This is a genomic window from Psychrobacter sp. NPDC078631, from assembly GCF_050268165.1.
Taxonomy (GTDB): domain Bacteria; phylum Pseudomonadota; class Gammaproteobacteria; order Pseudomonadales; family Moraxellaceae; genus Psychrobacter.
This window is the reverse complement of sequence record NZ_JBNNGG010000001.1, coordinates 696,265-722,478: the sequence shown is the minus strand read 5'-3', so window position 1 is coordinate 722,478 and position 26,214 is coordinate 696,265. Positions and strand designations below refer to the sequence as shown.

The window sequence follows — 26,214 nt, the reverse complement described above, 5'->3', positions numbered from 1 at the left end:
CATGATTATGTCTTCGAATTCACCGCTACGTATTGCCATTATTGCGCATTCACTGTATCCCATTGCCCAGCCTTACGCGGGTGGTCTAGAAATGATTACCCAATTGATTTGTGATGAGCTAGTGGCGCAAGGTCATGAGGTATTGCTTTACGCTCATAAAGATAGCGAGACGAAAGCAACGTTGGTGCCGTTATTGACTCGTCATGAGTTTAACAAGATGGTCTATGATAATGAGCATGAAACGGTCGCCATGGGCCGTGAAGAGATGTATCAATATCTCACTTATCAGATAGCCTTACGAGATATTATCGAACGTGATGAACGCGGTGAGATTGATATCGTACATAACCACAGTCTGCATCACATTCCGATGATGACAGGCCAAGCGTTTGGCGAAAGATTTTTTACCACTTTTCATACGCCTATTTTTCCACAGCTACGTTTGGCACTTTTAACATTACGCTCTGGTACAACCACTCAATTTACAGCAATTAGTAAGCACCAACAGCAGTTATTCGCTGAGTTTGTCCCCTCACAAGTGGTGTATAACGGCATCGATGTCGAATCCTTTATTGCCAATACAGAAACGCTTGGCAATACTAATGGTAGCGATGACGAGGTATATTTCTGGTATGGACGTATTTGCCCTGAAAAAGGCACTCATTTAGCCATGCGGTACTGCATGGAAGCTGGAAAAAAACTTATCATTGCAGGACCTAAAAGCAACGAAGACTACTTCAATCAAAAAGTAGCCCCTTTGTTATTTAAAGACAGTAAGAGTGGCGATGACAAACTATTCAGTTACGTAGGTCATGTCACCAAGAACGAGATTAACAATTACTTGTGCCGAGCAACTGCCATGCTATTTACCAGTACTTGGGACGAGCCATACGGATTGACCTTGGCTGAGAGTCTGGCATGTGGCACACCAGTCATTGGTTTCGATGCTGGAGCCAGTGCCGAAATTATTACTCCAGAGACAGGAGTCATCGTACCTAAAAAAGACAAAGCCGCCTTTATCAATGGTTTTTCTACGATTAAAAACATATCACGTCAAGCCTGCCGTGACCGTGCTTTGCAGTTTTGTTCAGTGTCAGCGATGGTAGACGGCTATCTGGGATTGTACCGAGCAGCGTTAAAAAATAGAACTGCGTTAATAGAAGACAATTCAGAAAGTTATATCAATAGTATTAACAGCTATGAGCTGTCTGATTTAACAAAAGACTCCCTGCAGTTTTTTAATCAAGCCATTCAAGCACCAGTTGAAACTGAGAATAATCTTGTTAGCCTTTCTGAGGGATCGTAATGATGCGTATTGGATATTATGCTCATCATCACGGCTCAGGACATTGCCGACAGGCAGACAAACTGGCTGCATTGCTGCCTAATGATGCAAGAGCGCAATTAACGGTATTTACGAGTTTAGATATAGATAGCTATCGTTTTACCGCCATTGATGAACAACAAATCGTACGTTTGAATGCAGAAGATGAACGCCCCGATGACATACTAGCAGGTCGTGCAGGAGAATATTGGCAACCAGCCAGCCTACACTACTCGCCCGTAGGCAATAGTGACATTCAAAAACGCAGTCACCAAATACTAGACACTATTTTTCAACGTAAGATTGATCTGATGATTATCGATGTCAGCGTTGAGGTAGCGATGCTCTGCCGTGCGGCAAGCATTCCTTATCTTTACGTTAGGCTTCCTGGTATTCGCGATGATGCGCCACATATAGGTGCTTTTGCTGGCGCGCTTGCCTTACTAGCACCTTATCCTAAAGCGTTAGAATCTGCACATACATCTAAGTGGGTCTGTGATAAGACGCTCTATCTTGACTTTATCTACTATCAAGAAGCTGAGTCATACACTTATGAGAGCTTTATAGATATCTTGACAAAACTAAGCGTTGATCAAGAAAATTCTGATCTTAAATCTACAAACCTACCATCTATCAAGGCTCAATTAATAGACAAGTCCGAAGCTACAATACCTATTGTTACCGTTATCAAAGGCTACGGTGGACACAAAGCGATTGACGAAAAACTACCGGAGTTGCGCTCACTGCTACCCAATGCATTAATTGTCTCTCTCGGGCCTATAGACGATGACAAACGATGTTATGTCGATATCCCAACTGAGGTAGATGACGTCACACCATTTATTTGTCATAGCGATTATTTGATGATGGCCTGTGGCCTAAATGCTGTTGCGCAAGCGTATCATTACGATACGCCGCTCATAGTGGTGCCTGATGACAGGCCGCATAATGAACAAGCCGTCATGGCTGAAGCGTTAGTTGCTCAAAATAAAGCTTTAAATTGGCAACAGTTTAAAACCTTAATGAGCGTCAATGATGGTCAACTTGAATCTATTGCCCAAACCATTCATGGCCGAAATAAACCACACCCCACTACCTCAGTTGATAGCATTGAAGAAAATAACAGCGGGGAAACCAACATAGCTACGCCAACAGCTTCTCAAGCGTTCATGCATAGCACCACTGATTATCCTACTACTAAGCTTTGGTTTGAAAACTGGTTGCTTCCTCGACTCAACTTAACACCCGAATCAACAATTAAATACTGACTTATTAAATACTGATTTATTAAAAGTAACAGGCAATACGATAACGAGGTAAAGACAAGCGATGACCATCCAGCCAACAAGTAACGTTAGCATGACTTCTGATACTGTATCGATGACCGTCATTACGACTTGCTATGGTCGTAATCGTCATCTCTATAACCTACTTAGTAGTCTAGAAAATAGTAGTGTGAAGCCAGCCGAAGTCATTATCGTCAACGACGACGCTGATCCCAATCGGTTAGCCGAATTTTCATTGAATATCGTGAAGTTACCGACTACGGTTAAATCGACTGTGAATGATGGTGACGATATTACAACTACAGAGTTTGACATCGGACATAATCGCAATCTTGGAGCGTTGCAGGCAACTCACGATATGCTGATTTTTTTGGATGTTGATTGTATCGTAGCGCCTACGTTTATTGAGCAAATGTATAAGAAGCTTCTGCAATATCCTAGTGCGCTTTTGATGGGTCAACCGCGTTATCTAACGCGACCATTATCAGTAGAAGAAAATGCACAATTAAAAATTAATCATCTGCCTTTTTCTCTTTTAGACGAGCTATCTGTCTATAACCCTTATCGTTATAATTTTGATGAAGCTGACTCAAACCAAGCTGGAACAAAGCAAGTTAGAATAAAGCAAACAGCTATCAAACAGACTGATGATTACGGTGCATTTTGGAGCCTATGCTTCGCTATCAATCAACAGACTTTTGATAAAATTGGTGGTTTTGACACCCAATATACAGGTTATGGCGCAGAAGATACCGATTTTGCCTTTACAGCACGTCGATTAGATATCGATTTTTACCTTACTGCCGATATCGCCTATCATCAGCAGCACAGTGTCTACCGGCCACCCCTCAACCATCTGGACAGTATCATTGTCAATGCCAATCGCTTCTATCAAAAATGGCACTGTTGGCCCATGACAGGATGGCTGTCCCAATTTTCCGACATGAGGCTAATTGATTGGATCGAAGAACAGTCATCACTGATAGCCGTACGACGAGAGCCTGACGACAATGAGATAAAGCGCGCTCATTGCCCCGACGCTCCTTATGTTTAACTATTTCTAGCAATTTCTAGCTAACGAAAACTTAGCTAATCAATATTCTAGTACCGATGAATAGTCACTCCTATAGGTGGTCGACTCATTTCCTGACGTTCAAAACCCCAGTTATGACCATGCCAAAAATGAGCAGTTTTATCATTGTCATTGAAGCCGGTCATTACTATCTCTAACGGTAGTTTCGTTTTTTGAATATGGTGTAAGTATGCTCGAGCTGCCAGCATCAGCCGATACAATAGAAAACCTGATGAGGGTGCTGACGAATGAATATCGGTAAAGCATGGATAGTCAGCAACGACTTTATGATGCTCTGATAGCACACTATGATAGGTAAGGCTTGATAATAGTTTTTGCATGTTCGAAGGAATATCTAAGATACGATGAGCAGTGATAGGATCGTCATTAGGGCTTGGATCATCAGCTAATGTTGGAAACTGATAAGGCTGGTTGCTCGTCAATACCCCTAGTGGGGCGGTCTCTGCCATTTGCTCCACCACTGATATATGATTACTTCTAGGCGGTAAGCCAAAATGCAGCTTACTGTCGCCAATCTGCCGAAAAAACAGCAACTTAGGTAACAAACTAGCTAACTGATGGCTGGCAAAAAAATCATCATGAATAAAGTGATTAAATAACACCAAGACATCATCGGGCTGTAATAGCATCTCAAGCTGCGTCGTGGTCACAGCAGGATTATTTGCAATCAGAACGACTCGTTTAGCTTGCTCTAGTGCAGTCTGTATAACGACTGGTAGTGTTAAGAAAGCAGACTTCGCTGTATTTATGTCATTAGATATATATCCGCTATTCTCTGACAGCGCGATACTCTGTTTGAATATTGGTTTTTTTGTATTGGACTCTATATTGGACATAGCAACCTTAGTTAATGTAAACTTTTGATTGCTACTTTAGCATTATTAGCAATTTTTATAGAAAAATTGACGACGTTAGTATACCTATTGCTTTTGTCTTAAATAAGTAAAGCCCTTAAAACTTATACTTGATCAAATTTTTTCACGCTTATATATGAAGCCTTCTTCGTCATAAATTTGATAAGTAACATCTAATAACGTTTCCAGTAATTCAGACTTATCGAAATGCCTGACACTCATCACGATTGGCGAAGTCAATATCCCCTCTTCAAATGGTATATAGGTTATCTCTTGATGACGTAAATGCTCAAGTGTCTTTGGTACGATAGTCAACCCTTCTCCTGCTGCTACTAACCCTAGGGCAATATGCAATTCACGCACTTCCATAAAATAATTCGCTTTCAAATTACGATTTTCAAATAGTTCTAATACGTAATCAATGAAACTGGGCCTCGGTGCTGTTGGATAAAGTAAGAGATTTTCATTTGTTAAATCGATCAAGCTTAAACTGTCGCGTTTTTCTTTTGATAATGGGTGCTCGATAGGAACAGCGACTACTAAATCTTCCTCTCTAAGCACCATTCGCCTAATAGAAGCATCTTCAAATAACAACCTGCCAAAACCTACATCTATCTTACCTTCTGTTAATGCTTGCGTTTGTTGCCAAGAGTTTAGCTCATACAATTTAACCTCGATATTCGGATGAACTTCTCTGAAACGGGATATTACTCTCGGCAATATGCCATACAATATAGATGACACAAAGCCTATTGAGAGTGAATTATCAAAATTTCCCTTACGAATAGTCATAGTACGCAGATCGTCTGATTTTTTTAAAATTTGAATAGCATGATCATAAAAAAACTCGCCAGCCTCAGTGAGTTTCAAGGGACGGTTCTCCCTATCGATAAGCGTAACGCCAATCTCTTCTTCCAACTGTTTTATCTGCCGGCTAAGTGGTGGCTGCGAGATGTATAAACGAGCAGCTGCTTTATTGAAGCTTTTTTCTTCTGCCACAGCTATGAAATAGCGTAAATGCCTGAGTTCCATTATTCTTCCTTGATTGACTTCCTATTGTTTCTATCCTAAGTCGTTCTAATTTCTTCCCTTTTATCTCTCACCTACTTCATATACGAAATGTCCATACCTAAAGAACATAACATACCACCTACCTTCCGACAAAATACCTAAAAAGTATTAAAACAAGACTAAATAGGTCTTAGACATGTCGATATTTAACACCTATAGTTCTTATTAAGCATAAGGAAGCCAAAATTTTATACTAAGGATAGATATGATTCGTTCAATTAATACTTTACTAGTACCAATACCTACTATTCGAGCGCATAAACTGGCTTGTACCGTGATGAATGAACAAGTATTGGTTCTGGTGCATATCCAAACCGAAGATGGCTACGAAGGTTGGGGCGAAGCAACGACGATTGGCGGCTTAAGTTATGCTGAAGAAAGTCCTCATAGTATCAAAACTAATATCGATACTTACTTTACCCCTCTCTTGATGAAAGAAAAGCCTACAAGCACAGCAAAAGCAATGCAGCTATTGAATACCCACATCAGCGGCAATCGTTTTGCAAAATGCGCGATTGAAACTGCTCTACTCGACATCGAAGGCAAAAGACTCGATCTACCTATCAGCGAGCTCATCGGTGGTCGCGTCCGTGATCGTATCGAAGTGGCATGGACGCTTGCTAGCGGAAATACTGATACCGATATCGCTGAAGCTCATCAGATGATTGAACAGAGAAAGCATCGGATTTTCAAATTAAAAATAGGCAGCAACCCTATCCTTGATGATGTCGCCCATGTGTTAGCTATTAAACAAGCTTTACCTGATTGCCGCATCACCGTTGATGTCAATCAAGCATGGACAGAGCTTGAAGCTATTAAAGGTATAAATTTATTACAGAATGGCGGTGTTGACTTAATCGAGCAACCAGTATCGATGCGTAATAAATCAGCGCTAAAGCGTTTAGCTGAATACTTCGACGTGGCTATTATGGCTGATGAAGTCGTGCAAGATCCATATAATGCGTTTCAATTGGCAGCGGATCACTGTGCCGATGTTTTTGCTGTAAAAATCAATCAAGCTGGTGGATTAAAAGCCGCCTGCCTTATCGGACAAATGGCACATCTATCAGGTATCGAGCTTTATGGCGGAACGATGCTAGAAGGACCCATTGGTACTGCTGCATCAGCGCATGTGTTCTCTACTTATCCTAGTCTGAACTTTGACACGGAGCTTTTTGGCCCGTTGCTACTAACAGAGGATATTTTAGCTCAACCGCTTGATTATCAAAATTTTGGTTTAATTATTCCAACCGGTGCTGGCCTAGGTATCGAGGTAGATAGCGACAAAGTATATCACTATGCCAGACAAGCAAATTTATCATCCTCAAATCCTATATCGTTAGGAACTTACGTAAGCGACTCTCACGCTGGGGCTTAATAGTGCTCTGCCAAAAGCTCCGTAAAATAAATGCTGATGTAGACCAAATATCAGCCATATGACTAACCATAAAATATAAGGACATAATTATGTTATATCACGTCAGAATGGATGTGTTGTTACCGACAGATATGAATGCTGATAAGGTCAGTGAACTTAAACAAGCTGAAAAATCGCTATCACACAAACTGCAGGAACAAGGTAAGTGGCGTCATATTTGGCGCTTAGCGGGAGAGTATTCTAACTTTAGTATTTTCGATGTCGAAAGTAATGAAGAACTACACGACATTATGATGTCGCTACCACTTTACCCTTATATGAAAGTCGAGATCACCCCTCTACTTCGTCATCCTTCTTCTATTCGCGATGATGATAGTTAGTGCCCTATAACGCTATTACTAGATTTCATTATTACTTTTGATTTTAATTAAATAATAGCGCCTTAATCCATTTTTTAATAATTATTGGTCTATACCAGACCAATGGGCACCTATTGCCAAAAATAAGCAGTGAATGAGTAAAGTTTGAGTAAGAGTACTCGATATAACTACCTTTTAAATAGTCCTCAACAAGGAGAGAGACATGGAACGCAACCAAATTGAAGCACTAGCCACTCAGTTCATCAAAGGTAAAATTGACTTTCCTGAACAAGTTAATCCACGTATACAAGCTATTGTCTTACGTATCGTAACCGACCTCATGCAGACCATCAATGATTTGAAAATCACGGCCGATGAATACTGGTCTGGGGTTGAGTTCATTGGTGACTTGGGTAAAGAAGCAGGATTACTCTCCCCTGGTCTTGGTTTTGATCATTTTATGGATTTGATGATTGAGGAAGATCTCAAAGCAGCTGGTCTTGATGGTGGCACTGTACGTACGATCGAAGGCCCACTTTATGTTGCTGGAGCTCCAGAAGAAAAAGGTTTTGCCCGTTTAGATGACGGCACTGATATTGAGAATGGTACCGTTCTATTCATGCAAGGAGGCGTCTACGACGAAAACGGCCAGCCTTTACCAAATGCCAAGGTTGAAGTCTGGCATGCCAACAGCTTAGGTAACTACTCTTTCTTTGATGAGTCTCAATCTTCTTTTAATCTACGACGCACCATCATTACTGATGAAAACGGCAACTATGCATTCCGTAGCATTGTGCCACTAGGTTATGCAGTACCGCCAGAAGGCATGACTCAAAAGGTCTTAGGCGCGCTAGGACGTCATGGTCATCGTCCAGCACACATTCATTTTTTCGCTAGTGCAGACGGTTATCGTAAATTAACCACCCAAATCAATATCGACGGTGATGAATATCTATGGGATGACTTTGCATTTGCTAGTCGTGAGGGTCTAGTTCCCGAAGTAAATATGATTGAAGACGCTGATAAGTTAAAAGAGCATGGTCTTAATAAGCCATATGCCAGTATCGACTTTGATTTTCACTTAGTCAAAGATATCGATAAGCCAGTGCAAGGCAGTGAAGTCGAACGACGCCGTGCGCAAGCTTAACAGTTGAATATCTCAGCTTTATTCGATACAGCTATTTGCTACTGATCAATAGCTATTAAATATATAAATTTGCGCTTGATATACACTTTGCTGTCATGTCAAGCGCAGCACACTCACATCATTATTCACAAGGAAGACAGTCATGAGCGAGCGTATTAACTTAGTACCTGAAGGATCAGATATTTCTATCGATGGTTTTTTGGAAGAAAATAAAGAAAAAGGAATTTATCGTCTACATCGTAGCGCTTTTACCAACGAAGAGCTTTTTGAGCTTGAGATGAAACATATCTTTGAAAGCAATTGGGTCTATCTGGCTCATGAGACACAAATTCCTGATAATAATGATTACTACACATCATATATTGGTCGCCAACCCGTCATCGTGGCTCGTAATAAAGAAGGTGAATTGCATTGCATGATCAATGCATGCTCTCATCGAGGCGCTCAGTTATGCCGTCATAAGAAAGGCAATAAGACAACTTATACGTGCCCATTCCATGGTTGGACTTTCAATAATTCAGGCAAACTGCTCAAGGTGAAAGATCCACGCGGCGCAGGTTACCCTGACGCTTTTAATAAAGACGGCTCTCATGATCTAAAGCAAGTCAAACTTGCCAATTACAAAGGCTTCTTGTTTGCTAGTCTTAAAGATGACGTCGAACCGATTGAAGACTGGCTTGGCGGATCAACCAAAATTCTTGACATGATTGTCAATCAATCACCAGAAGGCCTAGAAGTACTACGCGGCACCTCAACCTATACCTTTGATGGTAACTGGAAGCTACAAGCTGAAAATGGTGCTGATGGCTACCATGTTTCAGCTGTCCATTGGAACTATGCTGCGACAACAGCACGTCGCAAAGAGCAAGAAGCAAAAAAAGAAGACAACATCAAAGCCATGAATGCTGGCAAATGGGGTCGTCAAGGTGGCGGATTCTATTCTTTTGAGAACGGTCATTTACTACTCTGGACTCAATGGGAGAACCCGCAAGATCGTCCTAATTTTGCGTATCGCGATGACTATGTTGCCCAGTATGGTGAAGCAATGGCCGACTGGATGATTGGACGCTCGCGTAACTTATGCTTATATCCAAACGTGTATATCATGGATCAATTTAGCTCGCAAATCCGTATGCTACGCCCGATAGCCGTTGATAAAACTGAAGTCACTATCTGGTGTATCGCACCGAAAGGCGAAAGTGATGAAGCACGTACTCGCCGTATCCGTCAGTACGAAGACTTCTTTAACGTAACTGGTATGGCAACACCAGATGACTTAGAAGAATTCCGCTCATGCCAGCAAGGCTATAACGGCATTAAGCTCGAATGGAACGACATGTGTCGTGGTTCCGAGCACTGGATAGAAGGCGCTGACGAAGGTGCAAAAGCCATCGACCTGAAGCCTTTGTTAAGCGGAGCTAAGACTGAAGATGAAGGATTGTATACCGTGCAACATCGATATTGGCATGAAGAGATGAAAAAAGCCCTAGAGCAAGAACAGCAGCTACATGGCGCAGGCTAATATTAGCTACCTACTTAGACCAGTAACTTGCTAGTTATTGCAGGACGAACAAATATAAAAGGATATCGCTAATGAAAAATGCAACGGTTAATATCGAAGATGTGCGTCAGTTTCTGTACCGTGAAGCACGATTGCTTGATGAAAAAAAATGGGAAGAATGGTTAGCCTGTTATGACGAAGACTGTCCATTTTGGATGCCTAGTTGGGATGATGATGGCGAGCTAATAAACAACCCGCAACGCGAAATATCTCTGATTTATTACCCTGATCGTCGCGGGCTTGAAGATCGAATTTTCCGTATCGAGACTGAGCGTTCTTCTGCAACCATTCCTGATACTCGCACCACGCATAACTTATCTAATATCGAATTACTTGAAGATAATAACGGCATTGTTAGCGTCCGATTTAACTGGATCAATAAGTCTTATCGTTATCATGAGACCAATACTTACTGGGGATTCTCTAAATACAAAATAGACATGAATCAAGCTAGCCCAAAGATTTTGGACAAATACATCGTATTAAAAGATGATTACGTACACCAAATTATGGATGTATATCACGTCTAGAGTTCGCATGATTTTATTTATGCTTGCCAGTTAGTACAAATAATTAAATTTAAAAATAGCTTGTTGGTAATTTATAAAGTATCAACGAGCCAACCAAAAATATAGTGATGTTAGTCAGTAGCCATATATTGAAAAAGGATGTTTCTCATGGAATACAACATAGCTCTACAGTTTGAAGATGGTGTCACGGGATTTATCAAATGTGAAGATGATGAAACCGTTGCCGAAGCTGCTTATCGCCAAAAATATAATATCCCTGTGGACTGTTTAGATGGCGCCTGCGGTACCTGCCGTTGTCATTGTGAATCGGGCAGCTATGACATGCATCCTGATATGTATATTGAAGAAGCACTGACTGAAACCGAAGCTAATGATGGCTACGTCTTGACCTGTCAAATGATCCCTGAGAGCGACTGCGTCATTAAAGTGCCAACCTCATCAGAAGCCTGCAAAGTCAGCAAATCTGTGTTCAAAGGTAAGCTACAGCAGCTAAATGTATTGTCAGAATCTACCATTCACTTCGGCGTTGAGGTTAATAATCCAGATGCCTTAGTATTTTTACCTGGGCAGTATGTCAATATTACTATCCCTGACTCTGATGAGACACGTTCCTACTCTTTTAGCTCAATGCCTAGTACCAATCAGGCTGAATTTGTCGTCCGTAACATTCCAAATGGCAAGATGAGTACCTTTTTATCTGATGTTGCCAAGCTAGGTCAAGATATTGATTTTGAAGGACCATTCGGCAGTTTCTACTTACGTCCTATCGTACGTCCTACTGTATTTTTAGCTGGTGGTACAGGTATAGCACCCTTTTTATCGATGCTAAAAAGCTTAGAAATATCGGGTGCTCATCATCCTGTTAAGATGGTCTACGGTGTTACTAATGATGCTGATTTGATAGAGATTGAAAAACTGGAAGAGGTGAAGAAAAACCACGATTGGTTTGACTATTATACCTGTGTCGCAAGCGAAGAAAGTGACCATGAGCGCAAAGGCTATGTGACCAGCCATGTTGAAGTTGATTGGCTAAATAATGGCGATGTTGATGTCTATCTGTGTGGTCCTTTGGCGATGGTCGATGCCGTTAGTAATTGGTTAGACACAAGTAACCTCAAACCTAGCAATTTTTATTATGAAAAGTTCACACCTAGTGAGCAGTAATATAGCTCAAACAATACAGCGATAGGATACTTTTCTCTAGGAGACAGCAATGAGTAAGCGCTTTGATAATAAAGTATGTGTCGTAACGGGTGCCGCACAAGGTATCGGTCGCGGGGTCGCATTACGCTTAGCAAATGAGGGTGGCAAGATAGTCATGGCAGACTTTTCACCTTTGGTAGAAGACGTGTTAGCAGAAATCACTACAAATGGCGGGCATGCGACAACCGTCCAAGCTGATCTTGAGACTTATCAAGGGGCACAGGATGTTATCGATAAAGCTCTTGATACCTACGGTCGTATTGACATATTGGTCAATAATGTAGGCGGTGCAATATGGATGAAACCATTCGTCAGTTTCTCTGAGATAGAGATTGAAAAAGAAATCAGTCGCTCACTATTTCCAACATTATGGTGTTGTCATGCAGTATTGCCAGCGATGATTAAACAACAATCTGGCACTATCGTTAATGTTTCCTCCATCGCGACACGTGGTATCAACCGTATACCCTACTCAACTGCAAAAGGCGGTATAAACGCCTTGACTGCGTCACTTGCTTTTGAACATGCAAGTGATGGAATTCGCGTTAATGCAGTAGCAACAGGTGGTACTGAAGCCCCACCCAGAAAGATTCCACGTAATACAAAGTCTTTAACTGATGAGGAAAAAGGCTGGATGAACGCAGTTGTTGATCAAACCATCGACCGCACATTTATGAAACGTTACGGCACAATAGATGAACAAGTCAATGCCATCACATTTTTGGCTTCTGATGAATCTTCCTATATCACTGGAAGCACTATCCCTGTAGGCGGTGGTGACGCAGGCTAATCTCTCTCGTCAGGTTATTAAGTAGCATAGCGTTGAACAGAGAACTATCTAACCGCTGCTGATTTGCAAGGAAGCAATATGGCAAACGTAATACACACATTGAAAGACGACTGGTCACTCTCTGCCACCGTGGCAGGTTTTTTGGCCGTACTGATCTCTTATGCTGGCCCCTTAATTATCTTTTTTCAAGCAGCACAAGCAGCGCAGGTGTCTGAAACGATGATGGCATCGTGGATCTGGGGAGTATCTATAGGTGCCGCTGTCTCAGGTATCTATTTATCCATTAAGTATAAAACCCCTATCATTACCGCTTGGTCAGCGCCTGGTACCGCACTACTGGTAACCGTCTTTCCGAATATGAGTATTAATGAAGCGATAGCCGCTTATATCGTATCAGCGATTGTGATTTTTTTAGTAGGCGCAACTGGATCTTTTGACAAAATTTTAAGATGGATTCCTAATGGTATCGCTGCCGGTATGATGGCAGGCATCCTGTTTCAATTTGGTTTAGAGTTATTTGTAGCAACTAATACGATGCCTTTTATCGTGTTTAGTATGCTTGGCTGTTACTTAGTAGCCAAACGTTTTTCACCGCGCTATACCATGATTTGGGTACTGCTATGCGGTGTCATTTTAAGTGTTCTATTGGGTAAGATGAACCCTGTCGATATAGATTTAGCCATTACCATACCGACTGTGATATGGCCTGAGTGGACGTGGAATGCCGTATTCAACCTTGCGATTCCACTCATTCTTGTCAGCTTAACTGGACAGTTTTTACCCGGCATGGCGATTCTTAATCTTAATGGTTACGACACACCAGCCAAGCCTATCGTCAGTATTACAAGCCTCGCTTCGTTAGCAGTCGCCTGTGTAGGGGGTATTACGATTGTCCTAGCAGCAATCACCGCAGCACTTTGTACTGGCAAAGATGCTCATGAATTAAAAGAGAAACGCTACATAGCAGGTGTGGCAAACGGTATTTTTTATCTATTAGGGGGATTACTTGCCGGTAGTATCGTGATGGTATTTAGCTTGCTGCCCAAAGAGCTAGTCGCAGCATTAGCAGGTCTTGCACTTATCGGTGCTATTTCTACCAACATTACTATAGCAATGAAAGATGACTCTCAAAGAGATGCAGCGCTAATCACTTTTTTAGCAACAGCATCTGGTATGAGTTTTCTAGGACTAAGCTCTGTTTTTTGGGGCATTCTTATCGGCATGGTTGCTTACTATATTTTAAGCAAAAAACGCTTATTACCTTTGTTTTCATAAGCAAAAATATACATCATTTTTATCAATAGAACAGCCCAAACGACAAGACAGTCTCGAAGATGCATAAAACTTAAGTCTCGCAATACCTAATATTACTTTTGTATAGGACATAGACATGATTAATAAAGCTGAAAAAAATATCACGGATGTACTTAGCCAAATTAAAGATGGCGCCACTATTATGATTGGTGGTTTTGGAACTGCAGGGCAACCAGCTGAACTCATTGATGGCCTTATCAATTTAGGTGTTAAAGACCTTGTCATTATTAATAATAATGCTGGAAACGGTGATCATGGTCTTGCCAGATTATTAAAAACGGGCGCGGTACGTAAAATTATTTGCTCTTTCCCTCGTCAATCAGACTCATGGGTATTCGATGAGCTTTATCATGCAGGAAAAGTTGATCTGGAATTAGTACCACAAGGTAATTTAGCTTGCCGTATTCAAGCGGCAGGCATGGGGCTTGGAGCCGTATATACCCCAACAGGGTTCGGCACTCTGCTCGCAGAAGGCAAAGAAACTCGTAATATCGATGGTAAAGACTATGTATTGGAATATCCAATTAAAGCTGATTTCGCCTTAATAAAAGCAAACAAGGGTGATCGTTGGGGTAACTTAGTTTACCGAAAATCTGCACGTAACTTTGGTCCAATTATGGCAATGGCAGCTGACGTGACTATCGCTCAAGTCTCTCAAACAGTTGATCTTGGTGAGCTTGATCCTGAGCACGTTATTACGCCAGGCATTTTTGTGCAGCACGTGGTGCAAGTCCAGCCTGCTAGCACTAGTACTGAACTTTCTGATACTGCAGCGTAATTACCGCTAAATACTGCCAATTATAAGGAGCGTCATCATGAGCCATACCTCTTACACCGTTTTGACCCGTGACCAAATAGCCGAACGAGCTGCACAAGACATTCCAGATGGAGCCTATGTCAACTTAGGCATCGGATTACCGACCAAAATCGCACAGTACTTATCTAATGATAAAGACGTGTTTTTGCATTCAGAAAACGGCTTATTAGCTTTTGGTCCATCACCTGCCAAAGGTGAAGAAGATCCCGAACTGATTAATGCTGGAAAGGAGTACGTTACTATGCTCGATGGCGGTAGCTACTTTCATCATGGTGACTCTTTTGCCATGATGCGCGGTGGCCATATCGACATTTGCGTGTTGGGTGCGTTTCAAGTAGCTGCTAATGGTGATTTAGCCAATTGGAGTACTGGTGCAGAGGATGCGATACCCGCTGTTGGAGGTGCTATGGACTTAGCCGTCGGTGCGAAAAAAGTCTTTGTGATGACCAATCACATCACCAAAACAGGCGAGCCAAAAATCGTCAGCGAACTTACCTACCCTGTAACTGGAAAAAACTGCGTTGATCGCATTTATACCGACCTATGCGTCATTGATGTCACTGATAAAGGACTGCTAGTCACTGAAATGGTCGATGGTATGAGCTTTTTGGACTTGCAAGAGTTGACTGGTGCAATGTTAGTGGACGCTACTAAATAAAAAACCTCTTAAATAAAGCCTAGAACAATTAAAACTCAGGATAATTGCCATGATTAATTCAATGACTAGTTTAAATAATGCTTATATTATCGATGCCATTCGTACTCCTTTTGGTCGTTACGGCGGCGGTCTAGCACCAGTACGTGCAGACGACTTAGGTGCTCTCCCTATCAAGGCGTTAATGGAACGTAATACTAATGTGGATTGGGTACGAGTAAATGACGTCATCTATGGCTGTGCCAATCAAAGCGGCGAAGACAACCGTAACGTCGGACGTATGTCGTCATTGCTAGCCGGCCTACCTTATCAAGTGCCTGCAACTACTGTTAATCGCTTGTGCGGCTCGTCGATGGATGCGTTAGCGATAGCTGCGCGTGCGATTAAAGCCGGTGAAGCCCATCTAATTATCGCAGGTGGTGTTGAGAGTATGAGCCGTGCGCCATTTGTGATAGGTAAATCAGATAAATCTTTTGGTCGTAGCCAAAAGCTTGAAGATACCACTATGGGTTGGCGCTTTATCAATCCAAAACTTGATGAGCTATATGGCACAGAAACTATGCCTCAAACGGCTGAAAATGTTGCAGAGCAATTCAATATCAATCGTGCTGACCAAGATGCATTTGCATTACGTAGCCAACAACGTACTAAAGCGGCGCAAGAGTCAGGATTTTTCAAGGATGAGATTAATCCTGTCGTCATCCCACAACGTAAAGGCGAGCCTGTCACCATCGATACTGATGAACATCCTCGTGCTGATACTACACTTGAAAAGTTGACTAAACTGCGTCCTATTGTCACCACAGACGGCACAGTGACAGCTGGTAACGCTTCTGGTATCAATGATGGCGCGGCAGCCTTCCTAGTAGCGTCAGAGCAAGCGGTTAAAGAATTCAATTTGAAGCCGCGTGCACGTATCGTGGCCTCAACTACGGTAGGCGTTGAGCCACGTATTATGGGCTTTGCCCCAGCACCAGCGATGAAAAAGCTACTAGCGCAAACTGGTCTGTCACTTGATGATATGGATGTCGTTGAATTAAACGAGGCCTTTGCCGCCCAAGCTCTAGCCTGCACACGTGATTTGGGTTTATCTGACGATAGCGCACGTGTCAATCCGAATGGCGGTGCGATTGCCCTTGGTCATCCACTCGGCGCATCAGGTGCACGTTTAGTCTTAACTGCTCTCAACCAGCTTGAAAAAACGAACAAGCGTTATGCAATTTGCTCAATGTGTATCGGTGTTGGACAAGGCATCGCAATGATTATTGAACGTATTGAGAGCTGATTAATCGTTCAAAATAAAATAGACACCCAGCTTAATAGGTCAAAAAGAAGACCTTAATCACCCGACAGTTAACACAAGGACGTTCATCATGCCTATATTTGAAAATAAAGGTGTCACGCTAAACTATGCCACCTTTGGCGATAGCAGCAACCCCGCCCTAATATTCTCCAACTCTTTAGGTACTAGCTATCATATGTGGCAACCACAAATCGATACCTTACAAGCCGATTACTTTATCATCTGCTATGACACTCGTGGCCATGGTAAATCATCAGCACCCAGAGGTCCTTATAATCTAAAACAGTTGGGGCAAGATGTGATTGATTTGTTAGATCACCTGCATCTTGATAAGGTATTTTTTTGTGGCATTTCTATGGGCGGTATAACCGGTCAATGGTTAGCTATCAATCACCCTGAGCGCTTCCACCACTTGATGTTATGTAATACCGCCGCGAAAATTGGTAACGAAATAGCATGGACGGAACGTTCAAAATCGGTACGTGAGCAAGGTCTAGCTCCTATCGCGGATACAGCTGCTCCGCGTTGGTTCACAGCAGATTTTATCGATCATTACCCAGATGTAGTCACGGCATTGTCTAGCGCTCTTGCGGCTGGCAGTGCCGAGGGCTATGCAAGCTGCTGCGAGGCGTTATCTATCGCTGATACTCGCAAGCAGTTAAAAGATATTCGTGTACCAATTACAGTGTTAGCAGGCGTTGAAGACCCGGTAACGACCGTTGCCGATGGCCAATATATGGTCGATCATATACCTAATGCTAAGCTCGCCACTATCGATGCCTCGCATATCTCAAATATTGAACAACCTGAAGCATTTAATAAGTATATTAAATATTACCTGCAATAATGCTAATAAATGCTTTTAAAAACACATTCATTAGCGTTGATTAATTAGGCTAATTTTATCTATTTATCTTATATTTTTAATCATCTATATATTTTTTTAGTATATGGATGCTTTTTGCGTATCCAGCATTTCTATAATAGAAATTAATGAAACTTCTTGGTATTAGTTGTCTTACATACACTCACTGCAAGCATCATTCTTCGTATCTCATACTTTATAAGAGTACTCACTCCTCTAATTAAGATAAAAGTCAACATTGTTTCAATAGAATGTTATATAGAAAGATATACCTTTTAGGTATCGATTGATACCTAGATAGTTTTTGACTTAGCACCTGTAAAACCCTAACTTGTAAAGCACGTATAAGGATATCATCAACGGAGAATATGAATGGAATCTCAAACCTTAAACATCAATAAAGTTATTGATGAAGCCAAATTTTCACCTTTTCATTGGAAAGTCCTATTTTGGTGCTTACTGATCATTATCTTTGATGGCTACGACCTCATTATTTATGGCGTGGCCCTGCCATTGCTTATGGAAGAGTGGTCATTGACTTCGGTACAAGCAGGTTTTCTTGCTAGCGCAGCACTATTCGGCATGATGTTTGGTGCGATGATTTTTGGTACTTTATCTGACAAAATCGGTCGTAAAAAAACAATTATGATCTGTGTCGCTCTATTCAGTAGCTTTACTTTTTTTGGTGCTTTCGCTAGTGGGCCTATGCAGTTTGCGGCTTTACGCTTCATTGCAGGTCTAGGTATTGGCGGCGTGATGCCAATCTGCGTAGCATTAACATCTGAATATGCACCGAAACGTATGCGTAGTACTTTAGTCGCTATTATGTTCAGCGGTTATGCAATTGGTGGTATGACGTCAGCATTATTAGGGTCTTTTTTGGTTCTAGATTTTGGCTGGGAAATTATGTTTTATATTGCGGGCATTCCTACTTTACTATTGCCAATTATCTGGAAGATGCTACCTGAATCCTTGATGTATTTAGTCAAAGAAAATCGAGAAGACGAAGCTAAAAATATCGTTCAAAAATTGGCTCCTGAAGAAAAAGTTACACCCTCTACTACGTTAGTACTAGACGAACCCACCAAAGGTGATGATGCACCAATTAAAGCGTTATTTCTGAACAGACGTGGATTCACTACTATTATGTTTTGGGTAGCATTTTTTATGTGTTTGCTGATGGTTTACGCTTTAGCAAGCTGGTTACCAAAGCTAATGATTCAAGCTGGTTACTCGCTAGGTGCTAGTATGTTATTTCTATTTGCACTTAATATTGGTGGGATGATTGGGGCTATTGGTGGTGGTGTCCTAGCTGATAAATTCCATTTAAAACCTGTATTGACTATTATGTTTGTCGCTGGTGCCGCGGCATTAATTCTACTTGGCTACAACAGTCCTCAGATTGTCCTGTATACCCTTATCGCGATTGCTGGCGCTACCACTATCGGCTCACAAATTCTGCTCTATACTTTTGTGGCTCAATATTATCCCACCGCTGTACGTACGACTGCCATGGGTTGGGCCTCAGGGATTGGACGTATTGGTGCTATCGTAGGTCCTATTCTAACTGGTGCGCTACTCACCTTAGAGCTGACCCATCAGATGAACTTCTTATTTATCGCTATACCAGGTATTATCGCAGCCATCGCTATCTTCTTAGTAAATCTGAGCGCAGCGGTCGACAGCAAAGAAAGCAAACTGCAACCAACAAGATTAGATACTTCAGCAGCGTAAAAGTAATATTGTTTTTAAAATTGTATTACTGTTACCGTAGAAAACACATAGTACACTATCTTTCTATAAGCTAATATAACTGGCGTTTCGACCCCGACAATTGCAACGTCAGTTATTTTTATAGGAAAGTTACTAATATATATTCTAATACCTGAATAACATGATAAGTATTGATAAAAAATCATTAATCAAGATAATACATCCCCACTATAACTATGGAGATGCGCCATCGTATCGCTTACTTCTCTAAACACTTCAACTCAAAAATCATATTTTGCCATTATTTCAATTTGCTGACCTGCTGGCATCCATGGGGATGTCGTTACGTCCTGATTTCTCCACTCAATACCCAAATCTAGATCTGGTAGATACTCATAGATAAGGTTCGCGCTTTTTACATTGGCAGAAGTGTCTGCCGCATCGTCTACATTTACCTCACCATAACGCAAGTTGCCACGCAGCTTTTGGGTAAATTGATGCTTATATCCTATGCTATAGCCAGTTTGCGAGATAAGCTTCCCATCCTCGGCATCACAGTCTACGCCGCCATTCATAATTAAAGGTCCTCCAACACAGATGGCAGAATAAGCACCCATGCCTTTACCATTGTATATACTGGCATGGAGTGAATCTTTACCCAATGTCAGCTTGCCCGCTAAAGAAACACCGATACCCACATCTGAACCATCTCCGTTCTCAGCATCACGAGCCGTGACAGCCACATTATAGTCAAAGTTAGATATCTTATCTTTATAGCTTACCACCATATCAGGTAAGCTCGCATTATCATAAACAGGGTCTTGAGACGTGAAGCGCAGCCCTTTATAAGTATAGTGCAACGTCAAATCTGGACGAATATAAGAACCACCACCAGAGGCCGTACCCAAACCAGTACCCCAGAAGTCAAGCTGCTCCGTAGAAAGAGGTGCCACTGCCAAAAACTGACCGTTCCAAGTCTTACCCACTGTCAAATCATCAACCTGAACATAAGCATGACGCAAGCGCAGATTTGAGCCGCCCTTGGCGTAGTCACCATAAAAATCACCTTCAATAAAACCCGTGAGTTTTTTATCATCTACCGATTTGGTCGTTTTAACATTGATACGAGACTGGCGTAAATTACCCTTAAATTCCGACTCGCCTTCATCAGGAGAGTTAAAAGCACCTTCTGCTTTGATGTAACCACCGATACTCAAAGTCGTGTCACCTGTTGTCACAAGATCTACTGCTTGTGCAGATACGCACGTTACAACCGTAGCAAAACCTAAAGATAACCTTTTTATATAAAGCATCATTCATTTCTTCCCTGTTTTATGTTGATATCCTTATCAATCCTAATTGCTATTACATTTTCTCTAGTTCATAAAAATAAATAATCCTTTTATATGAAAATTAACTTCTACTTAATAAGTACTTCCTAGTTAAAAACCCCAATCATAATTTGACCGATATATTAGGTTTTAGGCTTCTTGATTAATATTTTCCAAAGCAGCAATCGCTTCTTTTTGCGACTCATCGATAGGCTTTTTTTGCCCACTCAATTTATCGAGATATACCAACACCGACTCACCGATTGCAACGACTGTTTTCTGCACTGTACTGTAATAGGTATATTCATGAATCAGACTTGAATTACCAATTTTTTTGACCTTGACACCAATCCATAATTCATCAGGATAGGCAACGGATATTAAATACCGACATGACGAGGCAGCCATCACCGAAGACGTTTGTTCGTTAAATAAACCAAGCCGCCTATTGTAGTAGATACGAGCGTTTTGAGCATATTCGTAATAAACCACATTATTGACATGACCAAAGGAGTCCATATCACCCCATTCCACTTGCTGAGGATAAATAACGGTAAAGTCATGCAATGGGTGATTATCATCGCTTACGACAATCTCTTGTATTTCTGGGAACGTAGGCGCAGCTTCCATAGTTTTTCTCTTTTTATTAGACAGATTCTGTTATAAAGATGATGAGTATGACTCAGGGTGTTCGTGACTCACACACCTCTCCCATCCCTAGCATTCAGTCAAACACTAGGGTTTATGCAAGCTTTCGCTTTTGTCAAAGTCGATTTAATGGTGACCAGATTGTTTGACTAGATAAGATTTTCTGAGTACATCGAACGCATGCGTTTTTTATCGAGTTTACCGACGCTGGTTTTTGGCATGTCTGGCAAAAACCTCACTTCACTTGGCACACCGTATTTTGGCAGATGACCTCTCTCTACTGCTTGATGACCCAATGCCAAAATATCTTCCATTTTTGTGTCGACATGGTCTGGTTTTAGCACGATCAATGCCAAGGGACGCTCACCCCAGCGCTCATCTGGTACACCAATCACCGCAATATCAGCGACGCTAGGATGAAAGGACAAAATGGTTTCGACTTCAAGCGAGGATACCCATTCGCCGCCAGATTTAATGACATCTTTGAGCCTGTCTGTGATGCTTAGCGTACCATCAGCCGTCATACAGGCGATGTCTTGAGTATGCATCCAGCCGCCTTTCCATAACTCATTACCTGCATCAGGATTTTTGAAATAACTTTGCGTTAGCCAAGGCGCGCGTATCACAAGCTCGCCTGTCGATTTGCCATCCATGGGTTGTGGCTTACCGTTTTCATCCCAGATTTCCATCGAAACTAGCATAATGGGTGAACCTGATAGGCAACGATAATTGAGCTGTTCTTCTATGGACATTGCAGTTGTTTTATCATTGAATACTGCTCTAGCTAATACTGGACAAGATTCTGACATTCCAAAACCAGGCATAAACTCTACACCCATATCAATAGCATTCTTAGCCAAGCCTTTATTTATTTTAGAACCACCTACCATCAGCTTAAGACCATTAAATTTGCGTCCTCGGGCTGCCATCTCCTTGAGTAACATTTGTAAAATTGTTGGAACGCCATGTGATAATGTAACCTTATGATTTTCAATCAGGTCAACCAGTGCCCCTGGATTGTATCGCCCTGGATAAATTTGCTTGAGTCCTATCATGGTGGCACCATATGGCCAGCACCATGCATGAACATGGAATAACGGCGTCATTGGCATATAGACATCGTTATAGCGAACACCTTGACCTTCAGCATTAAGCGCTGTTGATAGCGTACTTGCCATCGTCTGTAGTACAATCTGTCGATGGGTAAAGAAAACGCCTTTTGGATCGCCTGTCGTACCACTGGTATAGAATGTCGTAGCAATAGTGTTTTCGTCAAAGTCTGGGAAGTCAAACTCGTCACTAGCAGCTGCTAATAGCGCCTCATATTCACCATCGACATAGTCAGGCAGCTCAGCTTCATTACCACCTGCTTTATCATTCTCTACATCATCCGCCCAAATTACATGTTTGATAGAAGGCGCGTCGTCGCGGTAGCTTTTAATCATCGGCGCAAATTCAGCATTCAACAATAAGGCTTTTGGCGCAGCATGATTGACGGTGTACAATACTTTTTCTTCAGATAGACGGACATTAACGGTTTGCAAAATCATGCCCGACATTGGTACTGCAAAGTAGGCCTCAAGGTAACGATGGCTATCCCAATCCATGACCGCGACCACATCACCTGCCTGCAAGCCCATATTTTTTAATACATTGGCCAAGCGATTGATACGCTTAAAAAACTCAGCATAGGTATAAGTGACTTTGTCGGCATAGCTAATGGTTTGGTTGGTAGAAGCAATCTTGGCGCGGTTTAGTAACTGTTTGATAATTAAAGGGAACCCATAGGATTCTTCGGCTTGATGGTAGTTATCGTGTTCGTTGAGTATGGTTGTCATGGTATCTTCCTTGATAATAAATTGTCCTTGATATAGTCAATCCTCTGTAAAAGAGTGACAGCGTTAACCTCACTTGAAGTATCACAGTTACATCTGCGCTCGGTTGCCTTGTCTCTCTTTTAACCTGAATCAACTATAATCAATAATGGGGCGAGCGTACTTTTGAGTCTTAGACGCGTTCTATCACCATGGCAAGCCCTTGCCCAATACCAATACACAGGCTGACCACGGCATATTTGCCACCCGTGCGCTGTAGCTCCCGAGCGGTACTCAAGGCGATTCTTGCACCTGATGCGCCAAGCGGATGGCCGGCCGCGATGGCACCGCCATTGGGATTGACACGCTTATCATCAAAATCAATGTCCAGCCCTTTTAGACAACCCAGCACTTGCGAAGCGAATGCTTCATTAATCTCAATGACAGACATGTCCTCGAGAGTCAGATCCGCACGCTTTAGTGCTAGCTTAATCGCTTCAACAGGACCCACGCCCATGATATTGGGTTCAACACCCATTGCACCTGATGATAGGATCTTAGCAATCGGCTTAAAGCCTAGCTTTTTCTCTGCTTGCTTTGAGCCAATGATGAGCGCGGCAGCACCATCATTGATACCAGACGCATTACCTGCGGTGACGATTCCATCTTTGTTTAAAGGCTTCAGCTTTTGTAGTGCTTCAATATTAGAGCTGGCACGCGGATGTTCATCATCTATGACTACTTTTGCAGGCAATTTCTTACCTTGGGGTACGGTGATAGGTGTTATCTCATCGTCAAAAAACCCTGCTTGCTTGGCGACTTGGTACTTGGCCTGTGATGCGGCTGCAAACTTATCGGCTTCCTCGCGCGTAATACCGTACTTCTGCGCAACATTATCGCCCGTCTGCGGCATGGTATCACTGCCGAACTGCTCAATAATCTTTGGGTTGGGAAAACGGCTACCGATAGTCGTATCAAATACTTTAAAGTCACGGCTAAAAGGCTGTTCTGTCTTGGCAAATACAAACGGCGCACGCGTCATCGACTCGACCCCACCTGCTAAAATAATATCCCCTTCGTTACACGTAATACTGCGAGCAGCATCGACAACAGTGGACAGGCCTGACGCACATAGACGGTTTACTGTCTGACCTGGGGTTGTTACATCCAACCCTGCTAATAGAGCAGCGTTGCGAGCGATATTGCGAGAGTCCTCGCCTGCTTGGTTAGCGCTACCTAGCAACACTTCATCAAAGATATCAGCAGATAGCTGGTGCTTTTCGACCAACGCTTTCATCACGGTGGCTACCAAATCATCAGCACGTACGGTTGCTAATGCGCCAACATATCGACCAAATGGGCTTCTTAATCCGTCATAAATATAAGCATCTAACATAACGTTTCCTTGTCGTATTTTTAACTCTAAATAATGGTTTTATGGTTTAACAACCATATTTTGTCGTTCAAATTAGTAAGTGTTTTGCTGAGTAAACAATGACACATCAAGCTTGGCACGGCGCTGCAGCCAAGGGCTTGGACGATAACGCGGATCGCCTGTCAGCCCGTAGATGCGCTCTAAAATAAGCAGCACACGCGAAGCGCCAAGATGATCGCCCCAAGAGATAGGACCATGCGGATAACCTAGCCCAAGCTTGACGGCATTATCGATGTCCTCAGGTGAAGCAATCCCTTGCATAGCAATGTCACAACCGAGATTGATCACCATAGCGACCACACGTTGTGCCACAAAGCCGATGCTTTCGGCAATCAGCGTGGCACCGACCATAGGCTGTGTGGTTGCTTCCCTGTCATCCAAGCCTTTACCAAATAACGTATAAGCTTGTGCGATAAATGTTTCCTGCGTGACGAGACTTGGCATCAAAGTACGATGCTTTGCTAGTCCAATGAGCATATCAATGGCAACGGCTTGCTTGGGATTAACTTGATAACGAATGGCAGCATTGGTCGTATCTTCGCCATAGGGTGCTAGTAAAACTAAACTATCAGGGTTTGGCTTGTCGTTGTCATCGATAGTGATACCCTGAGACTTTAGGTAATCGACCAGCTGAGTTTTGTCTTCTACCAGATCAGCGCCAACCCAAACTGAGGTAATAACGGCATCAAATATGAGTGCTTCGGACGACTGATCTTGAGCAGTGACCGTTGACAACTTCTGACCGTTTTCATAGTGATAAAACCCTTCACCAACCTTACGGCCGAGCTTTTTACCTACTAGCATTTGGCGGGTCAATGAATGCGGACGATAGCGCGCTTCGTGATAGAACTGATTGTAAATCGACTCCATCACAGGGTGCGACACATCGATACCAGTGAGGTCTAACAGCTCAAACGGCCCCATACGAAATCCTGCGCCTTCACGCAAAATTTGATCAATATTCTCAAACGTTGTTACCCCTTCACCCAATATTTTTAACGCTTCTGTGCCGTACGCTCTACCGCCATGATTGACGATAAAACCCGGTGTGTCTTTTGCTACCACACCTAGATGACCCATACGTTTGGCCAAATCGGAGAGAACGTCAATCACGGATTGCTGAGTAGACAGACCTGGAATGACCTCTACAATTTTCATTAAAGGGACTGGATTAAAGAAGTGAAATCCTGCCACGCGCTCTGGATGATCACAGTCAGCAGCAATGGCGGTCACTGATAAGGAGGAGGTATTGGTCGCCAAAATAGTATCGGTAGTGACCACACCTTCTAACTGGGCAAAAAGCTGTTTTTTGATGTCTAAATTTTCGATAATGGCTTCAACCACTATCTCAGCAGTCGCAATTTGGCTAAGCTCCTGTAGTACGGTCAAATTACTTAAAGTGTCCTGTAACTGCTCATCGGTAAACTTGCCTTTAGCAGTGAGTTTTTCGAGGGTACTTTGCAAGGATTGTCGTCCTTGTTCAGCAGCGCCTGATTTGGCGTCATATAAAAGTACTTGGATACCAGCTTGAGCAGCAATTTGAGCAATACCCATGCCCATAATACCAGTGCCGATAATGGCAATTGTGTTCACAGTCATAATAACTCTCTACATAGTTTGCTATGAAATTTTGGTTCAAAGGTGATAACTTGCTTCAAAAGTGATCACAATGTGGCTTTGAATTAACGTGCTTATGAATTCACGTGCTTATGAATTAACGCGG

General features: G+C 42.3%; 23 protein-coding genes. 16 read left to right on the top strand and 7 right to left on the bottom strand.

Annotated elements, in window-relative coordinates; genetic code table 11:
- Position 1: 1 nt before the first annotated feature.
- The 3 genes from ACQKCP_RS02900 to ACQKCP_RS02890 all read left to right on the top strand — a co-directional run bounded on the left by ACQKCP_RS02900 (position 2) and on the right by ACQKCP_RS02890 (position 3,664).
- Positions 2-1,306, top strand: a complete 1,305-nt coding sequence (locus ACQKCP_RS02900; RefSeq protein WP_427611208.1) for a glycosyltransferase — start codon at positions 2-4, stop codon at positions 1,304-1,306.
- On the top strand, positions 1,306-2,592 hold the full coding sequence (locus ACQKCP_RS02895) for a hypothetical protein (protein WP_427611207.1): 1,287 nt from the start codon (positions 1,306-1,308) through the stop codon (positions 2,590-2,592). The genes ACQKCP_RS02900 and ACQKCP_RS02895 overlap by 1 nt, the downstream gene beginning before the upstream one ends.
- A 61-nt stretch (positions 2,593-2,653) precedes the next feature.
- Entirely contained in the window at positions 2,654-3,664 is a 1,011-nt protein-coding gene (locus ACQKCP_RS02890) for a glycosyltransferase family 2 protein (RefSeq protein ID WP_427611206.1), read from the top strand.
- A 47-nt stretch (positions 3,665-3,711) separates the two neighbouring features.
- On the opposite strand, the gene ACQKCP_RS02885 is transcribed toward ACQKCP_RS02890, so the two are convergent.
- A complete protein-coding gene (locus ACQKCP_RS02885) occupies positions 3,712-4,539 on the bottom strand; it encodes a hypothetical protein (RefSeq protein WP_427611205.1) in 828 nt (275 codons plus the stop codon).
- A 132-nt stretch (positions 4,540-4,671) separates the two neighbouring features.
- Positions 4,672-5,589 (bottom strand): LysR family transcriptional regulator, encoded by a 918-nt coding sequence (locus ACQKCP_RS02880; protein ID WP_427611204.1) that lies wholly within the window; start codon positions 5,587-5,589, stop codon positions 4,672-4,674.
- A gap of 244 nt (positions 5,590-5,833) precedes the next feature.
- Between ACQKCP_RS02880 and ACQKCP_RS02875 the strand changes: the two genes are divergently transcribed.
- The 13 genes from ACQKCP_RS02875 (at position 5,834) to ACQKCP_RS02815 (ending at position 19,284) form a co-directional block, all read left to right on the top strand.
- The gene (locus ACQKCP_RS02875; protein ID WP_427611203.1) at positions 5,834-7,006 is read left to right on the top strand and encodes a muconate/chloromuconate family cycloisomerase; all 1,173 of its coding nucleotides are present in this window, start codon (positions 5,834-5,836) and stop codon (positions 7,004-7,006) included.
- Between the two features lie 89 nt (positions 7,007-7,095).
- Entirely contained in the window at positions 7,096-7,386 is a 291-nt protein-coding gene (gene catC, locus ACQKCP_RS02870) for a muconolactone Delta-isomerase (protein ID WP_427611202.1), read from the top strand.
- Positions 7,387-7,588: 202 nt separating this feature from the next.
- A complete protein-coding gene (catA, locus tag ACQKCP_RS02865) occupies positions 7,589-8,512 on the top strand; it encodes a catechol 1,2-dioxygenase (protein WP_427611201.1) in 924 nt (307 codons plus the stop codon).
- Positions 8,513-8,654: 142 nt separating this feature from the next.
- A complete protein-coding gene (gene benA / locus ACQKCP_RS02860) occupies positions 8,655-10,034 on the top strand; it encodes a benzoate 1,2-dioxygenase large subunit (RefSeq protein WP_427611200.1) in 1,380 nt (459 codons plus the stop codon).
- Positions 10,035-10,105: 71 nt separating this feature from the next.
- Positions 10,106-10,603, top strand: coding sequence for a benzoate 1,2-dioxygenase small subunit (gene benB, locus ACQKCP_RS02855; protein WP_427611199.1), 498 nt, complete (start codon positions 10,106-10,108; stop codon positions 10,601-10,603).
- 138 nt (positions 10,604-10,741) lie between these two features.
- Positions 10,742-11,767 (top strand): benzoate 1,2-dioxygenase electron transfer component BenC, encoded by a 1,026-nt coding sequence (benC, locus tag ACQKCP_RS02850; protein ID WP_427611198.1) that lies wholly within the window; start codon positions 10,742-10,744, stop codon positions 11,765-11,767.
- Positions 11,768-11,816: 49 nt separating this feature from the next.
- Positions 11,817-12,596, top strand: coding sequence for a 1,6-dihydroxycyclohexa-2,4-diene-1-carboxylate dehydrogenase (locus ACQKCP_RS02845; RefSeq protein ID WP_427611197.1), 780 nt, complete (start codon positions 11,817-11,819; stop codon positions 12,594-12,596).
- A 78-nt stretch (positions 12,597-12,674) separates the two neighbouring features.
- The gene (gene benE, locus ACQKCP_RS02840) at positions 12,675-13,871 is read left to right on the top strand and encodes a benzoate/H(+) symporter BenE (RefSeq protein WP_427611196.1); all 1,197 of its coding nucleotides are present in this window, start codon (positions 12,675-12,677) and stop codon (positions 13,869-13,871) included.
- 115 nt (positions 13,872-13,986) lie between these two features.
- Positions 13,987-14,688, top strand: coding sequence for a 3-oxoacid CoA-transferase subunit A (locus ACQKCP_RS02835; protein ID WP_427611195.1), 702 nt, complete (start codon positions 13,987-13,989; stop codon positions 14,686-14,688).
- Between the two features lie 37 nt (positions 14,689-14,725).
- Entirely contained in the window at positions 14,726-15,385 is a 660-nt protein-coding gene (locus tag ACQKCP_RS02830) for a 3-oxoacid CoA-transferase subunit B (protein WP_427611194.1), read from the top strand.
- A gap of 61 nt (positions 15,386-15,446) precedes the next feature.
- The gene (pcaF, locus tag ACQKCP_RS02825; protein ID WP_427611661.1) at positions 15,447-16,667 is read left to right on the top strand and encodes a 3-oxoadipyl-CoA thiolase; all 1,221 of its coding nucleotides are present in this window, start codon (positions 15,447-15,449) and stop codon (positions 16,665-16,667) included.
- A gap of 88 nt (positions 16,668-16,755) precedes the next feature.
- Positions 16,756-17,532: a 3-oxoadipate enol-lactonase gene (gene pcaD, locus ACQKCP_RS02820; protein WP_427611193.1), complete on the top strand. Its 777-nt coding sequence runs from the start codon at positions 16,756-16,758 to the stop codon at positions 17,530-17,532.
- A gap of 390 nt (positions 17,533-17,922) precedes the next feature.
- Positions 17,923-19,284 (top strand): MFS transporter, encoded by a 1,362-nt coding sequence (locus ACQKCP_RS02815; protein ID WP_427611192.1) that lies wholly within the window; start codon positions 17,923-17,925, stop codon positions 19,282-19,284.
- Between the two features lie 260 nt (positions 19,285-19,544).
- On the opposite strand, the gene ACQKCP_RS02810 is transcribed toward ACQKCP_RS02815, so the two are convergent.
- The 5 genes from ACQKCP_RS02810 to ACQKCP_RS02790 form a co-directional block, all read right to left on the bottom strand.
- A complete protein-coding gene (locus tag ACQKCP_RS02810; RefSeq protein ID WP_427611191.1) occupies positions 19,545-20,579 on the bottom strand; it encodes a hypothetical protein in 1,035 nt (344 codons plus the stop codon).
- A 165-nt stretch (positions 20,580-20,744) separates the two neighbouring features.
- Positions 20,745-21,224, bottom strand: a complete 480-nt coding sequence (locus ACQKCP_RS02805; RefSeq protein ID WP_057759970.1) for an acyl-CoA thioesterase — start codon at positions 21,222-21,224, stop codon at positions 20,745-20,747.
- Between the two features lie 167 nt (positions 21,225-21,391).
- Complete coding sequence (locus ACQKCP_RS02800) at positions 21,392-23,080, bottom strand: fatty acid--CoA ligase (protein WP_427611190.1); 1,689 nt, start codon at positions 23,078-23,080, stop codon at positions 21,392-21,394.
- A gap of 169 nt (positions 23,081-23,249) precedes the next feature.
- A complete protein-coding gene (locus ACQKCP_RS02795; RefSeq protein ID WP_427611189.1) occupies positions 23,250-24,452 on the bottom strand; it encodes a 3-oxoadipyl-CoA thiolase in 1,203 nt (400 codons plus the stop codon).
- Between the two features lie 72 nt (positions 24,453-24,524).
- Positions 24,525-26,090: a 3-hydroxyacyl-CoA dehydrogenase gene (locus ACQKCP_RS02790; protein ID WP_427611188.1), complete on the bottom strand. Its 1,566-nt coding sequence runs from the start codon at positions 26,088-26,090 to the stop codon at positions 24,525-24,527.
- Between the last annotated feature and the right edge of the window lie 124 nt (positions 26,091-26,214).